This is a genomic window from Streptomyces sp. NPDC006643 (genome assembly GCF_042870175.1).
In the GTDB taxonomy this organism is placed as follows: Bacteria; Actinomycetota; Actinomycetes; order Streptomycetales; family Streptomycetaceae; genus Streptomyces.
Window position 1 is genome coordinate 150,943 of sequence record NZ_JBIAHA010000011.1, and the last position, 14,841, is coordinate 165,783.

At 70.4% G+C, this 14,841-nt stretch carries 14 protein-coding genes; 7 read left to right on the forward strand and 7 right to left on the reverse strand.

Annotated features, from left to right (window positions below; translation table 11 throughout):
• Positions 1–118: 118 nt before the first annotated feature.
• Positions 119–1,207, reverse strand: coding sequence for a redox-regulated ATPase YchF (gene ychF / locus ACFYNU_RS16945; protein WP_388766525.1), 1,089 nt, complete (start codon positions 1,205–1,207; stop codon positions 119–121).
• Positions 1,208–1,547: 340 nt separating this feature from the next.
• Here ychF and ACFYNU_RS16950 point away from each other — a divergent pair, with 340 nt between their 5' ends.
• Positions 1,548–2,171 (forward strand): DUF6542 domain-containing protein, encoded by a 624-nt coding sequence (locus ACFYNU_RS16950; RefSeq protein ID WP_356597171.1) that lies wholly within the window; start codon positions 1,548–1,550, stop codon positions 2,169–2,171.
• 47 nt (positions 2,172–2,218) lie between these two features.
• On the opposite strand, the gene ppgK is transcribed toward ACFYNU_RS16950, so the two are convergent.
• Entirely contained in the window at positions 2,219–2,959 is a 741-nt protein-coding gene (gene ppgK, locus ACFYNU_RS16955; RefSeq protein ID WP_356597167.1) for a polyphosphate--glucose phosphotransferase, read from the reverse strand.
• A 34-nt stretch (positions 2,960–2,993) separates the two neighbouring features.
• Positions 2,994–4,022, reverse strand: coding sequence for a 4-hydroxy-3-methylbut-2-enyl diphosphate reductase (locus ACFYNU_RS16960; RefSeq protein ID WP_356597165.1), 1,029 nt, complete (start codon positions 4,020–4,022; stop codon positions 2,994–2,996).
• Between the two features lie 85 nt (positions 4,023–4,107).
• On the opposite strand from ACFYNU_RS16960, the gene ACFYNU_RS16965 reads away from it, so the two are divergent.
• The 4 genes from ACFYNU_RS16965 (at position 4,108) to ACFYNU_RS16980 (ending at position 7,969) form a co-directional block, all read left to right on the forward strand.
• The gene (locus ACFYNU_RS16965) at positions 4,108–5,586 is read left to right on the forward strand and encodes an APC family permease (RefSeq protein ID WP_356597163.1); all 1,479 of its coding nucleotides are present in this window, start codon (positions 4,108–4,110) and stop codon (positions 5,584–5,586) included.
• Positions 5,587–5,637: 51 nt separating this feature from the next.
• Positions 5,638–6,846, forward strand: coding sequence for an exodeoxyribonuclease VII large subunit (xseA, locus tag ACFYNU_RS16970; protein ID WP_356597161.1), 1,209 nt, complete (start codon positions 5,638–5,640; stop codon positions 6,844–6,846).
• A 109-nt stretch (positions 6,847–6,955) separates the two neighbouring features.
• The gene (locus tag ACFYNU_RS16975) at positions 6,956–7,207 is read left to right on the forward strand and encodes an exodeoxyribonuclease VII small subunit (protein WP_356597169.1); all 252 of its coding nucleotides are present in this window, start codon (positions 6,956–6,958) and stop codon (positions 7,205–7,207) included.
• A 171-nt stretch (positions 7,208–7,378) separates the two neighbouring features.
• Positions 7,379–7,969, forward strand: coding sequence for a malonic semialdehyde reductase (locus ACFYNU_RS16980; protein WP_356597159.1), 591 nt, complete (start codon positions 7,379–7,381; stop codon positions 7,967–7,969).
• 99 nt (positions 7,970–8,068) lie between these two features.
• Here ACFYNU_RS16980 and ACFYNU_RS16985 read toward each other — a convergent pair whose 3' ends face one another.
• A complete protein-coding gene (locus tag ACFYNU_RS16985; protein WP_356597157.1) occupies positions 8,069–8,620 on the reverse strand; it encodes a DUF4245 domain-containing protein in 552 nt (183 codons plus the stop codon).
• 122 nt (positions 8,621–8,742) lie between these two features.
• On the opposite strand from ACFYNU_RS16985, the gene glpX reads away from it, so the two are divergent.
• Complete coding sequence (gene glpX / locus ACFYNU_RS16990) at positions 8,743–9,774, forward strand: class II fructose-bisphosphatase (RefSeq protein ID WP_356597155.1); 1,032 nt, start codon at positions 8,743–8,745, stop codon at positions 9,772–9,774.
• Positions 9,775–9,920: 146 nt separating this feature from the next.
• Here the strand turns inward: glpX and ACFYNU_RS16995 are convergent, their stop codons facing one another.
• A complete protein-coding gene (locus ACFYNU_RS16995; protein WP_031229762.1) occupies positions 9,921–10,295 on the reverse strand; it encodes a WhiB family transcriptional regulator in 375 nt (124 codons plus the stop codon).
• Between the two features lie 257 nt (positions 10,296–10,552).
• Entirely contained in the window at positions 10,553–11,221 is a 669-nt protein-coding gene (locus tag ACFYNU_RS17000; protein WP_356597153.1) for a DUF1707 domain-containing protein, read from the reverse strand.
• 250 nt (positions 11,222–11,471) lie between these two features.
• On the opposite strand from ACFYNU_RS17000, the gene ACFYNU_RS17005 reads away from it, so the two are divergent.
• Positions 11,472–13,154 carry a fumarate hydratase gene (locus ACFYNU_RS17005; RefSeq protein WP_356597151.1) on the forward strand — a complete coding sequence of 561 codons (1,683 nt, stop codon included), beginning with the start codon at positions 11,472–11,474 and terminating at the stop codon, positions 13,152–13,154.
• 91 nt (positions 13,155–13,245) lie between these two features.
• On the opposite strand, the gene ACFYNU_RS17010 is transcribed toward ACFYNU_RS17005, so the two are convergent.
• On the reverse strand, positions 13,246–14,796 hold the full coding sequence (locus ACFYNU_RS17010) for a ricin-type beta-trefoil lectin domain protein (RefSeq protein ID WP_356597149.1): 1,551 nt from the start codon (positions 14,794–14,796) through the stop codon (positions 13,246–13,248).
• Positions 14,797–14,841: the final 45 nt, after the last annotated feature.

A 14,841-nucleotide genomic window follows, 5' to 3' on the forward strand; every position in this document is an offset into this window, starting at 1 on the left:
CGCGCCCGCCGTAACGCACCGGTCCGGAACCGGACAAGGAAAAGGCTCGACCCCTCGGGGCCGAGCCTTTTTCGTCCCGCGTGATTGCCGGATCAGCGACGCGTCACCAACCCGCCCGCTACACGTTGAAGCGGAACTCCACCACGTCCCCGTCCTGCATCACGTAATCCTTGCCCTCCATACGGGCCTTGCCCTTCGCGCGGGACTCGGCGACCGAGCCCGCCTCCACCAGGTCCGCGAAGGAGATGACCTCCGCCTTGATGAAGCCCTTCTGGAAGTCGGTGTGGATCACGCCGGCCGCCTCCGGGGCCGTCGCGCCCTGTTTGATCGTCCAGGCGCGGGTTTCCTTGGGGCCTGCCGTGAGGTACGTCTGGAGGCCCAGGGTCGCGAAGCCGACGCGGCCGAGGGTGGCGAGGCCGGGTTCGTCCTGGCCCATGGACTGGAGCAGCTCCAGGGCCTCCTCGTCGTCGAGTTCGATGAGTTCGGACTCGATCTTGGCGTTCAGGAAGATCGCCTCGGCCGGGGCGACGAGGGCGCGCTGTTCGTTCTTGAAGTCCTCGTCGACCAGTTCGTCCTCGTCGACGTTGAAGACGTACAGGAAGGGCTTGGTGGTGAGCAGGTGCAGCTCGTGGAGGAGGCGGCCCTTCTCCGTGCCCGCCGAGATGCCCGCGGCGAAGAGCGTCGCGCCCGCTTCGAGGATCTTCTGGGCCTCCTCGACGGCCGCCAGGACGGCGACCTTCTCCTTCTGGAGGCGGGACTCCTTCGTCAGGCGCGGGACGGCCTTCTCGACCGACTGGAGGTCGGCGAGGATCAGCTCGGTGTTGATCGTCTCGATGTCGTCCTTCGGCGAGACCTTGCCGTCGACGTGCACGACGTTCTCGTCCTTGAAGGCCCTGATGACCTGGCAGATCGCGTCGGACTCACGGATGTTCGCGAGGAACTTGTTGCCCAGGCCCTCGCCCTCCGACGCGCCGCGCACGATGCCCGCGATGTCGACGAAGTCGACGGTCGCGGGGAGGATCTTCTGCGAGTCGAAGATCTTGGCGAGGACGGCCAGACGCGGGTCGGGGACACCGACGACGCCGACGTTGGGCTCGATCGTGGCGAACGGGTAGTTGGCCGCCAGCACGTCGTTCTTGGTCAGGGCGTTGAACAGGGTCGACTTGCCGACATTCGGCAGACCGACGATTCCGATCGTGAGCGACACGTTGGCGACTTCCTGAAGTGAGGACTGGCTGGGCCTGTACGGCCGGGGTGGCCGCCCGGATGGGGGCCGATCCCCCAGTTTACGGGCGGGCCGCCCCGGCGGCCGACGGCAGCCGGTACGGCAGATGGCGGCACCCTTCGGCGCGACACGCCCAGCGTCCGTCGAACGCAACGCCAAGGTCGCCCAAAGGGCGTGTCCATCGCCTGAATCCGGCACCCGCGCGACCTAGGTTGTTCCGGTGGAGCAGCACAGGACACGTCCCCCCCAGCGCCGGCCGAGGCCGCCGCAGAGCCCTCCCCCCGCCGCCGTCTACCGCGTTCCCGCGCCGACCGCGCGCCGGGTGCCGCCGGTCGTGCTCACCCTGCGCAGACTGCCCAATCCCCGGCTGACCGGGCTGGGCGCCGGGCTCTTCGCCACCGCCACGATGTTGGTGATCGGCTGCCTGGACGAGTTGCTGTTCGACGGTGAGCCCCTGGTGTACGGGGTGCTGTTCCTGCCGGTCAGCGCGTTGACCGCGCTCTGGGTGCGGACCGCCGATCTGGTCACCGCCCCCATCAGTGTGCCGATCGCCTTCGCCTTCGGCACGCTTCCGATCTCCGGCGGTACGGGCGGCTTCGGCGGACAGACGATGGCCGTCGTCACCGCGCTCGCCGTGCAGGCGGGCTGGCTGTACGGCGGGACGCTCATCGCCGGGGTCATCGCCTCCGTACGGAAGATCCGCCAGATGGGCCGCAGGCAGCGCGCCCGCGATCTCGCCACGCGCGGTGCCGGCGCCGGTGCCGGTGCCGGCGCCGGTGCCGGTGCCGGTGCCGGTGCCGGTGCCGGTGCCGGTGCCAACGTCGGCGCCGGCCCTTCCGCTGCCGCGAGCCCGAGTCAGAAGGCGGGACGCGGTCCGGGAGCGAAGGCCGGCGCGAAGGCGGGGGCCAAGGCCGGCGCCGCCGGGACGGCCGTCCGGCGCGGTTGACGGTGATCGGCGCGCGCCGGAGGATCCCCCCGGCGCGCGCCTCGGTCTCAGCGCTGCTCCGCCGCCATCATCGCCGCTCCCACGATTCCCGCGTTGTTCTGAAGCTCCGCCGGAACGATCTCCGCCTTGACGCCCTCGATGAGCGGGATGAACTTGTCCGCCTTGCGGCTGACGCCGCCGCCGATGATGAACAGCTCCGGCGAGAACAGCATCTCCAGATGGGCGAGATACTTCTGCACCCGGTGCGCCCAGTGGTGCCAGCTCAGATCGTGGTCGTCCTTGGCCTTCGTCGACGCGTGCTTCTCCGCGTCGTGGCCGTTCAGCTCCAGATGCCCCAGCTCGGTGTTCGGGACGAGCCTGCCGTCGATGAAGAGCGCGCTGCCGATCCCCGTACCGAAGGTCAGCAGGAAGACGGTGCCGTGGCGGCCCTTGCCGGCGCCGAAGGTCATCTCGGCCACCCCCGCCGCGTCGCCGTCGTTGAGGATCGTGACGGGCAGTTTCAGCCGGTCGCCGAGCAGTTCGCCCGCGTCCAGATCGATCCAGCCCTTGTCGACATTGGCGGCCGTGCGGACCACGGAGCCCGTGACGACCCCGGGAAAGGTGATGCCGACAGGGCCCGACCAGTTGAAGTGCTCGACCACCTCGGCGACACAGCCGACCACGTCGTCAGGCGTGGCCGGCTGCGGGGTGAGCACTTTGTGGCGCGGCTCTGCCAGTTCGCCGCGCTCCAGGTCCACGGGCGCGCCCTTGATGCCAGAGCCGCCGATGTCCACTCCGAAGACGTTCATGGACGCAACGTTACGGGGAGATGACCACGCTGAACTACTTCTCGGCCAAGGCGGCGGCCTCCGCGCGCAGATCGCGGCGCAGCTCCTTCGGCAGTGAGAAGACGATCGACTCCTCGGCCGACTTGACGATCTCGACGTCCTCGAAGCCGTGCCCCGAGAGCCATTCCAGGACACCCTCGACGAGGATCTCGGGGACGGACGCGCCGGAGGTGACGCCGACCGTGCCGACGCCCGTCAGCCAGGCCTCGTCGATCTCGTCGGCGGAGTCCACCAGATGGGCGTCGCGGGCGCCTGCGCCGAGGGCGACCTCGACCAGCCGTACGGAGTTGGACGAGTTCTTCGACCCGACCACGATGACCAGGTCCGCGTCGGCGCCCATCTGCTTGACGGCGATCTGCCGGTTCTGCGTGGCGTAGCAGATGTCGTCGCTCGGCGGCGCGATGAGCTGCGGGAACTTCTCCTTGAGCTTGTCGACCGTCTCCATCGTCTCGTCCACGGAGAGCGTCGTCTGGGAGAGCCAGACCACCTTGGACTCGTCGCGCACCTCGACGTTGGCGACGTCGTCGGGTCCGTCGACCAGCGTGATGTGGTCGGGGGCCTCGCCGGAGGTGCCGATGACCTCCTCGTGGCCGTCGTGGCCGATCAGCAGGATGTCGTAGTCCTCGGCGGCGAAGCGGACGGCTTCCTTGTGGACCTTGGTGACGAGCGGGCAGGTCGCGTCGATGGTCGCGAGCCTGCGGTCGGCGGCCTCGTCGTGGACGACGGGGGCGACACCGTGGGCGGAGAACATGACGATCGATCCCTCGGGGACCTCCGCCGTCTCCTCGACGAAGATCGCGCCCTTCTTCTCAAGGGTCTGTACGACGTACTTGTTGTGCACGATCTCGTGGCGGACGTAGATCGGCGCCCCGTACTGCTCCAGGGCCTTCTCCACGGCGATCACGGCACGGTCGACGCCCGCGCAGTAACCACGGGGCGCGGCGAGCAGGACACGTTTGCCGGCGCGGCGCGTGTCGTCTCCACTCGGGGTGGCGGCGGGCGGCGGGCTGGGCGTAGCAGTCATGCCCACCATCGTAAGGCCGCCCAGAAGAGGCGGGAGATCACCTCTCGGGCCGAGACTGGGCCTACGTGATCGACGGAGGGACGCGATGGCCGACAGCGGTGCGGGCGATGCGGACGGTACGGATCCTCGTGACGACGACGGCGGCTTCGGCAGGAAACCGGGTCCCGGCGCGCCTCGGGCCGGTTCGGCCAGGGACGGCGGGGATGCCTTCGATACCGGGAATGCCCTGGACGGCGGCGGGCTGCGGCGCACGCTCGGGTTCCGCGATCTCGTCGTGTACGGGCTGCTGTTCATCGCGCCCATGGCCCCCGTCGGCGTGTACGGCACGCTCGACGCCAAGTCGCACGGCGCCGTTGCCCTCGTCTATGTGTTCGCGACCGTCGCCATGGCGTTCACGGCCTTCAGTTACGCGCAGATGATCCGGGTCGCCCCGCAGGCCGGCTCGGTCTTCGCGTACGCGCGCAAAGGGCTCGGCGAGGGGCCGGGGTTCATCGCCGGGTGGATGGCGATGCTCGACTATCTGCTGATCCCGGCCGTCGCGTATCTCTTCGCCGGTATCGCGATGGAGGCGCTGGTGCCCTCCGTCGACCGGTGGATCTGGACCGGGATCGCGGTCGTGATCACCACGCTGCTCAATCTCTGGGGGGTGCGGGCCGCCGCGCGTGTCGGCTTCTTCGTCCTGGCGATGGAGATCGTGGTGCTGGCGGTGTTCGTGGTGTCGGCGATCGTGGTGCTCGTACGGGACGGGGCCACGCGGGACTGGCTGTCACCCCTCACCGGCGACCTGAGCTTCTCCCTGACGGCGGTGCTGAGCGCCGTGTCGGTCGCCGTGCTGTCGTATCTGGGCTTCGACGCGATCGCCTCGTTCGCCGAGGAGGTGACGGGCGGCTCGCGGAAGGTGGCGCGGGCGGTCCTCTTCTGTCTGGCGCTCGCCGGGGTCCTGTTCGTGGCGCAGACCTATCTCGTCGCCCTCCTCGAACCGCTCAGCTCGGCGCAGCTGGCGGCCGACCCGGTCAAGCAAGGGTCGGCCTTCTACGACGCCGTGGACGCCTCTGTAGGAACGTGGCTGCACGACCTGGTCGCGGTGAGCAAGGCGATCGGCGCCGCGTTCGCCGCGCTGGCGGGGCAGGCGGCGGCCGGCCGGCTGCTCTTCGCGATGGGCCGGGAGCGGCGGCTGCCCCGGCTGCTGTCCCGTACGGACGGGGGCACGCCGCGCGTGGCGCTGCTGCTCGCGGCGGTGGTGACCCTGATCGCCGCCGTGTGGGCGGCCAGGCGGGACGACGGGCTCGACCATCTGGTGTCGGTGGTCGACATCGGGGCGCTGACGGCGTTCATCCTGCTGCACGCGTCGGTCGTCGGGTGGTTCGCGGTGCGGCGTATGGAGGGCCCGCCGCGGATCATGGCGCACGTGGTGCTGCCGGTGGTCGGCGCCGGGGTGCTGATCGCGGTGATCGTGGAGGCGACGGGCACGTCGCAGGTGGTGGGCGCGATCTGGCTGGCGGTGGGGCTGGTGGTGCTGGCGGTGCAGTGGCGCCGCCGCGCGGCGATGCCGAAGGCGCCGTAGGGCGTCCCGGCGTGGGCCGTGTTGTCGGAGGCGGCCGATACGCTCGACGGCATGGCTCTCAACACGTCCGCGGACACCCCGCTGCCCGTCGGTGAGGTGTCGCGTCTCATCGGCGGCTGGATCGACCGGCTCGGCGCGATCTGGGTCGAGGGACAGATCACACAGCTGTCCCGCAGGCCCGGTGCCGGGGTGGTGTTCCTGACGCTGCGCGACCCGTCGTACGACATCTCCGTGAGCGTCACCTGCTACCGGCAGGTCTTCGACGCCATCGCCGATGTCGTGTCCGAGGGCGCGCGGGTCGTCGTGCACGCCAAGCCGGAGTGGTACGCGCCGAGGGGGCAGCTGTCGCTGCGGGCCACCGAGATAAAGCCGGTGGGCATCGGCGAACTGCTCGTCAGGCTGGAGCAGTTGAAGAAGTCCCTGGGCGCCGAAGGACTGTTCGCCGCCAGTCGCAAGCGGCCACTGCCCTTTCTGCCGCAGCTGATCGGGCTCGTCTGCGGCCGGGCGTCGGCGGCCGAGCGGGACGTCCTGGAGAACGCGCGCCGGCGCTGGCCGGCCGTCCGCTTCGAGGTGCGCAACACCGCCGTGCAGGGGGTCAACGCGGTGAGCCAGGTCGTCCAGGCGGTCAAGGAGCTGGACGACCTGCCGGAGGTCGATGTGATCGTCGTGGCGCGCGGCGGGGGCAGCGTGGAGGATCTGCTGCCGTTCTCGGACGAGCAGTTGGTACGGGCGGTGGCCGACTGCCGTACGCCCGTGGTGTCGGCGATCGGCCACGAGCCCGACTCCCCGCTGCTGGACCTCGTCGCCGACGTACGGGCGTCGACGCCCACGGACGCGGCGAAGCGGATCGTGCCGGACGTGGGCGAGGAGCTGGACCGGGTGCAGGCGCTGCGGGACCGGGCGCTGCGGACGGTCCAGGGGCTGCTGGACCGGGAGGAGCGCGGGCTCGCCCACGCGCTGGCCCGGCCGGTGATGGAGCGGCCCCGGCGCATGGTGGACGAGCGCGAGAGCGAGATCGACGCGCTGGTCGACCGCAGCCGGCGGGTGCTGCGGCATCTGCTGGACCGCGCGGACTCGGAGCTGTCGCACACCCGGGCGCGTGTGGTGTCGCTGTCGCCGGCGGCGACGCTGGAGCGGGGGTATGCCGTGTTGCAGCGGCCGGACGGGGCGGTCGTCCGCTCCCCGGACGAGGTCGCGGCGGAGCAGGAGCTGCGGGCCAGGGTGGCGGAGGGCGAGTTCACGGTGCGGGTCACCGGGTGAGCCGGGGCGGCCGGGCGAGCCGCGCAGGCAGCACGGCCGGCGCGGGTGCGCCTCTTCACGTATGTCGTTGTCGTAGACCGCACGGATGACCGTGCAGAGGGTGGATGAGATGGCCAAGACGGACAGCGGGACCGCGACGGCCGCCGGTGCGGACGCGCTCGGCTACGAGCAGGCGCGCGACGAGCTGATCGATGTCGTACGACGCCTGGAGACCGGCGGTACGACCCTGGAGGAGTCGCTGGCCCTGTGGGAGCGGGGCGAGGAGCTGGCCAAGGTCTGCCGCCGCTGGCTGGACGGCGCGCGTGCCCGCCTGGACGCCTCGCTGGCCGACCCGGCGCCGCCGGCGGACCCGCAGGAGTGACGCCGCCTCCCGGATCCGGACCCGGGTCCGCGAGGCGTTGTGTCAACAGTGTGTGAAGCGAGTCACCGGCACCCCCGTTTTAGTTGAACCTTCACACATCGAGGCGTACGTTTGGCGACGTCCTTTGATCGATCAACCGGTCGGTCAGTCCGTCCCGGAAGGTACGCCCCCATGTCTTTCGCCCTTGACCCCGCGGCTCAGGACCTCCTCTTCCGCGAGGCCCACACCGCCAACACGTTCACCGACGAGCCGGTGACCGAAGAGCAGATTCAGGCGATCTACGACCTGGTGAAGTTCGGCCCCACCGCCTTCAACCAGACGCCGCTGCGTATCGTCCTGGTCCGCTCCGCCGAGGCCCGCGAGCGCCTCGTCCAGCACATGAGCGACGGGAACAAGCCCAAGACGTCCACCGCCCCGCTGGTCGCGATCTTCGCCGCGGACAACGAGTTCCACGAGGAACTCCCCCACCTCTTCCCGGTGTTCCCCGCCGCCAAGGACGCCTTCTTCTCCGAGCGCCTGGTGCGTGAGCAGAACGCCGGGATGAACGCCGCGCTCCAGGCCGCGTACTTCATCGTCGGCATCCGTGCCGCCGGTCTGGCCGCGGGCCCGATGACCGGCTTCGACCACGCCGGTGTCCAGAAGGAGTTCCTGGACGGCGACCACACGCCCCTGATGGTCGTGAACATCGGCAGGCCCGGCGACGACGCCTGGCGCCCGCGCGCCCCGCGCCTGCCCTTCGACGAGGTCGTCACCACCGTCTGAGCCACGGACGACGGCGCCCGCACCGGTCACGACGTGCCGGGCGCCGGAACGTGCCGGGCGCCGGTCAAAACCCCGCCGGGTGCCCGCCCCGGGTGCCCGTCAGGAGGCGCCGGGGGCCGGCGCCTGCGGCGCCTCGCCGGACTCCAGCGCCTCGGCCATCTCGACCAGCCGCTCGTACGGCGCCGTCCCGGTCACCACCGTCGTCGCCCCCTCGGCGGTGCGCACCAGGGCGTCGTACTTCGGCCCCTCCCACCGCTGCCAGGTCTCGCCGCCCACCCGGGCGCTCTTCCCGGTGTTCTCGGCGTCGTGCGTGACCTTGGCGATGTACTTCTCCGCCGGGCCCGTCGACTGCTCCACGGCCACGTACTCACGGTCGGGATCCAGGAATCCGAGATGCCAGGAGTCGCCGTCCTGCCGCGCGTACGACACGGACGTCGGCTTCCACGACGCCGGCAGGCCCTCCGGCGCCAGCACCGGGTAGGGCGCCGCGCGCTGCGCCGTCGTCAACTCGACCCGGTAGTCCACCGCCTTGAGCGGATCCGCGTCCTCGTCATGCGGGTTGGCGATGTAGATCACGCCGGCGACCGCGACGATGACTCCCATCGACAGGAACATGTCCCGCACCGTCTGTTTGCCTCGCATACCTGCCACCTCCCCATGGTCGCATCCGGGGTTCACGCTCATACGTGGGCCCCTCTGCTCATTTTGTCGACGTACCGATAGAGTCGCAGCACCCTCAATCCGGCCGTCGTCGTACAGAAAGGTGCGTTCCGATGACCGAGCATCAACTCCCGTCCCCGCTGGAGGTCTCTCCGGAGGCCCCCGACCGCAACCTCGCCCTTGAACTCGTACGGGTCACCGAGGCCGCCGCCATGGCGGCCGGCCGCTGGGTCGGACGCGGCGACAAGATCGGCGCCGACGGCGCGGCCGTGAACGCCATGCGCACGCTGGTCTCGACCGTCTCGATGAACGGCGTCGTCGTCATCGGCGAGGGCGAGAAGGACGAAGCGCCGATGCTGTTCAACGGCGAGCACGTCGGCGACGGCACCGGCGCCGAGGTCGACATCGCCGTGGACCCGATCGACGGCACCACGCTCTGCGCCAAGGGCATGCACAACGCCATCGCCGTGCTCGCGGCGGCCGACCGCGGCGCCATGTTCGACCCGTCGGCGGTCTTCTACATGGACAAGCTGGTGACCGGGCCCGAGGCCGCCGACTTCGTGGACATCAACGCCCCGGTCTCGGTCAACATCCGCCGCGTCGCGAAGGCGAAGCGCTCGGCCCCCGAGGACGTCACCGTGGTCATCCTCGACCGCCCGCGTCACGAGGGCATCGTCAGGGAGATCCGCGAGACGGGGGCGCGGATCAAGTTCATCTCGGACGGCGACGTGGCCGGCTCGATCATGGCCGTACGCGAAGGCACCGGCGTCGACCTGCTGATGGGCATCGGCGGCACCCCCGAGGGCATCATCTCGGCGTGCGCGATCAAGTGCCTGGGCGGCACCATCCAGGGCAAGCTCTGGCCGAAGGACGACGCCGAGCGGCAGCGGGCGCTGGACGCCGGGCACGACCTGGACCGGGTGCTGTCGACGAACGACCTCGTCAGCGGCGACAACGTGTTCTTCGTCGCGACGGGCATCACGGACGGCGAGTTGCTGCGCGGGGTGCGCTACCGGTCGGAGACCGCGACCACCCAGTCGATGGTGACGCGCTCCAAGTCCGGCACGATCCGGCAGATCGACTCGACGCACCGGCTGTCGAAGCTGCGCGCGTACAGCACGATCGACTTCGACCGCGCGAAGTAGCGAGCGTCCGACCGCGCGAAGCAGCGACCCGCGCGGTTCGGCGCGGTTCAACTTCGCCCGCGCGCTGATCGGCGACGCGCGAAACCGGGGCGCTCCTCATGTGCGGCAGGAGCGCCCCGGTCACACCGGTCGAGTGGGCCGGGCGGTCAGCCCGCGGCGGCGATCCGGCCCGTGGCCGATGCCGCGTTCCGCAGCTCCACCTCACGGCGCCTGCGGCGCGCCAGCACCACACGGCGCTCGGCGGCGGTCAGGCCGCCCCACACCCCGTACGGCTCCGGCTGGAGCAAGGCGTGTTCGCGGCAGTCGACCAGCACCGGGCAGCGCGCGCAGACCCGCTTCGCGGCCTCCTCGCGCGCGAGCCTCGCGGCCGTCGGCTCCTTGGACGGGGCGAAGAACAACCCGGCTTCGTCGCGGCGGCACACCGCCTCTGAATGCCAGGGTCCGGCCTGATCCTCCCGAGCGGGACTCCGCTGGGTTGGTACGGCGGCGACCTGCAGCGGCTGATGCGGCAATGGCAGCACGGTCCACTCCTGACGACGGCTTCGCGAGCGAGAGACGATGCAGCAGTCCCTACCCGCTGTACGCACGCCTAAGCACTGAGTGGCACTGAGATGCGACCCGCGGAACGCCGTACGGAGGCCGTGCGAACCGTCGGACACCCGGGCCCCAACAGACCTGAGGCCGCCCCGACCTGGCCTCGGACCCATCACCGACTCGCTCCGGCCGCAGGCCAACCGGAACGGGAAGCGGAAGAGATCAACCGTCCGGAGACCGGGGTTCAGTGCCCGAGATGCTTGCGCAGCCGCCTGTTGAGATCCGCGATGAATTTGCCGCGCTTCGGCTTGGCCTCGATGCTGCCGAAGACCGAGTAGCCGTTGACGACCACGACCGGGGCGTCCGGCTGTGTGCCCTCCAGCGTGGTGACCTCGAAGTTGCCGAAGATGCCGGTGCCGCCGCCGCGCAGCGAGATGTTCTCCGGGACGCGTACCTCGATGGAGCCGAAGATGGCGGTCGCGTTGATCACGGTCGTCCGCTGGGTGAAGATCGCCTCGGTCAGATCGATCTCGATGCCGCCGAAGAGCGCGAAGGCGTTCGTACGGCGGCCGACGCGCCAACGGCCCTTGCGGGTCGAGCCGCTGAAGATCGCGACCAGCGTCTCGGCGGGCTCGGTCTCGTCGTCGGGGCCGTACGTGTGCGGCGACGCGGCCGTACGTCCGCCGGCGGACGTCGCGGGCAAGTCCCTGACCAGCGGCTCCAGTTCACCCATGGTCTTGGCGCGGTAGACGGCGTCGATCCGCTCGGAGTGCTCCTCGGCATCCAGGCGACCGAGCGCGAGGGCTTCCCTGAGGATGTCGGCGATTCGGTCTCGGTCGGCGTCGGAGGCCCGGAGACCGCCGTCGGGCTCCGCCGGGGCGACCGGCTTCTGGGAGTGCTTTTCGAGGTCCACCGCACCAGAGTAGCGAAACGCGATAGATCGCGACTAGGGGGTGACTCGCCGATCGGGCCGGACGAGTGGGCGGAGCCCGGCAACGCGCAGGGGGCAACTCCCGTACCCCCCTCGTTCGCACGGGGCGCGGTCCGGACGCAACGGTCCGCCTCCTACTGAGTCTCACCTCACCCGGACCGTCCGCCCGCCACGTCTTACGCTGAGAGGCGCGCTGCCCGACGAAGGTCAGCCGCCGTCTGTCGAGTGAGGAATGGCCGAAATGCCAGAGTTTGCGTACTCCGATCTGCTCCCCCTGGGAGAGGACACCACGCCGTACCGCCTGGTGACCGCCGACGGTGTCTCCACCTTCGAGGCCGACGGCCGTACGTTCCTCAAAGTCGCCCCCGAGGCGCTGCGCACGCTGGCGGCCGAGGCGATGCACGACATCTCGCACTATCTGCGCCCGGCCCATCTCGCCCAGCTGCGCAGGATCGTCGACGACCCGGACGCGTCGTCCAACGACAAGTTCGTGGCGCTCGACCTCCTGAAGAACGCCAACATCGCCGCCGCCGGGGTGCTCCCCATGTGCCAGGACACCGGCACCGCCATCGTGATGGGCAAGCGCGGACAGCACGTCCTTACGGAGGGCGGCGACGAGGCGGCCCTGTCGCACGGCATCTACGACGCGTACACCAAGCTCAATCTGCGCTACTCGCAGATGGCCCCGCTGACCATGTGGGAGGAGAAGAACACCGGCTCGAACCTGCCGGCGCAGATCGAGCTGTACGCGACCGACGGCGGCGCGTACAAGTTCCTCTTCATGGCCAAGGGCGGCGGCTCGGCCAACAAGTCGTTCCTCTACCAGGAGACGAAGGCCGTCCTGAACGAGACCTCCATGATGAAGTTCCTGGAGGAGAAGATCCGTTCACTAGGTACGGCCGCCTGCCCGCCGTACCACCTGGCGATCGTCGTCGGCGGCACGTCCGCCGAGTTCGCGCTCAAGACCGCGAAGTACGCCTCCGCGCACTACCTCGACGAGCTGCCCGCCGAGGGCTCGCCCACCGGACACGGCTTCCGTGACAAGGAGCTGGAGGAGAAGGTCTTCGAGCTGACCCAGAAGATCGGCATCGGCGCGCAGTTCGGCGGCAAGTACTTCTGCCACGACGTACGGGTCGTACGGCTCCCCCGGCACGGCGCCTCGCTGCCCGTCGCCATCGCCGTGTCCTGCTCGGCGGACCGCCAGGCGGTCGCGAAGATCACCGCCGAGGGTGTCTTCCTGGAGCAGCTGGAGACCGACCCGGCGCGCTTCCTGCCCGACACCACGGACGAGCATCTGGGCCGGGACGACGAGAGCGACGTCGTACGGATCGACCTCGGCCGGCCGATGGACGACATCCTCGCCGAGCTGACCAGGCACCCGGTCAAGACCCGGCTCTCGCTGACCGGGACGCTCGTCGTGGCGCGCGACATCGCGCACGCCAAGATCAAGGAGCGGCTGGACGCGGGTGAGGGGATGCCGCAGTACCTGAAGGACCACCCGGTGTACTACGCGGGGCCCGCCAAGACCCCGGAGGGCTATGCCTCGGGGTCGTTCGGCCCGACGACGGCGGGGCGGATGGACAGCTATGTGGAGCAGTTCCAGGCGGCGGGCGGCTCCAAGGTGATGCTCGCCAAGGGCAACCGCTCGAAGCAGGTGACCGACGCCTGCGGCACGCACGGCGGCTTCTACCTCGGTTCGATCGGCGGCCCGGCGGCGCGGCTCGCGCAGGACTGCATCCGCAAGGTCGAGGTCCTGGAGTACGAGGAGCTGGGCATGGAGGCGGTCTGGAAGATCGAGGTCGAGGACTTCCCGGCGTTCATCGTCGTGGACGACAAGGGCAACGACTTCTTCACCGAGCCCGCGCCGGCGCCGACGTTCACCAGCATCCCGGTGCGCGGTCCCGGCCTCGCCTAGGGCGGGTCCGGAGAGTCCCGCCCCAACTGGCGGTGGTACGCGAGGAGCCCCCGGCGGACCGACACCGCCGGGGGCTCCCGCGTACGCCGGGTCAGACGAACCGCTGGTTCGCCGACCCGTCGCAGTTCTGGAGCCGCAGCGGGTCCTGCGCCGACGCCAGCGTCAGACAGAGGGTGCCCGCCGACGCCGGGCGTACGGTGCCCGCCTGACGTACGAACTTCTGGTTGGCGCCGCCGTGGCAGTCCCAGAGGGTGAGCGCCGCGCCCGCGCGGTAGGTGCCGGACGGGACGTCGAGGCAGCGGTCGTGGCTCAGCTCGCTGTGCAGTGACCGCGCTCCGGCGCCCGTGGAGGTGTCGTACCACCAGCCCTGGTTACGGCCGTCGTGGCAGCCGTGACCGGTGACCTTGGAGCCGTTGCGGGTCTTGGCCGCTGTCACATCGACGCAGGTGCCGGTCCCCTCGTTCCTGAGTGGCTGAAAAACGTCGTCCCAGCCGCCCGGTTGGAGAACCGGCCGCCCCGTGCTCGCGGGGTCGGCGCAACTCGCCTCGTCGAGCCCGGAGTCGTAGAGCTGCGTCAGGCACGACGCGAACGCGACATGTCCGGCGGCGTTCGGGTGGAAGGACTGCCGGACCGAATTCTCGCTCGGCGGGAAGGGGTTGCCGAGGTCGATGAAGAGCCCCCGCGCCCAGTCGTCGTCCGTGCACACCTCATGGCCGTGGAAGAGCCGCGAGTTGTCCAGGTACACGGCGCCCGAGTTCGCGGCGGCCTGCCGTACGCCGCGCTGGAAGGCGGGCACGGCGCCGTCACGGGCCCAGGCGGCGTCCTCGTCGTAACCGGTGCAGCCGCCGGGGATCTTGCCGGGGAAGTCCGGGTTGTCGCGGTAGTCGGGAGTGAGCGGACCCGGGTAGCCCATCACCACGAGCCGGTAGTCCCCGTCGGCGTAACCCGCGCCGCGCATGACGCCCCGCAGATCGCCCACGGTCGACTCGATCTTGGGCACGAGCCCGTCGACCCGCGCCTGCCAGCCGGCCTGGTACTTGTTGACGCAGGGCCCCTGAAGGGTGAACCAGCGCAGTACGCAGTCGGTGATCACCGGGCCGAACTGGAGGTCGTCGTTCGCGCCCGCCACCAGCACCACCATCTTGATCCTGGTGTTGCGCGCCTTGATGGCGAGGCTGTCGCTCTGCACGAGTTCGTCGGCGTACTGCGGAGTGCCGCCGACCCGTACGTTGACGGTCGAGGCGCCGGAGCAGGAGACGTTGTACGTGACGTCGGCGGCGATCCCGGTGCGGTGGATCGCCGCGTCGGGCGACCGGTGGCACCAGTTGTCGGGCCCGTTCGTGCCCGGCTCGTAGGTGCCGACGCCCTCGCCGGAGATCTCGCTGTCGCCGAGCGAGATCAGCCCGGTCCTGCGCTGGTCGAGCGGGCGCTCGGCGGGGTCGCCGTAGAGGCGGGTGGCCTCGGCCGCGCGGATCTCCTCCAGGGCCGGCGGCAGCGGGGTGGACGCGCGGACGGAGGCGGGCGCGCCGGTGGGGGCCGCCGCCTGGGCCGTGGGGGTAAGTGCGACGAGTCCGCCGACGAGGGTCGCGGATGCGGCGAGCGTGGCGACGGTACTTCGGAAGGTGGGTCTCGTACGGTGCATGGCCTCCCCGATCTCAGTGTTACCAAGGGTTTTTACTGACGGGTA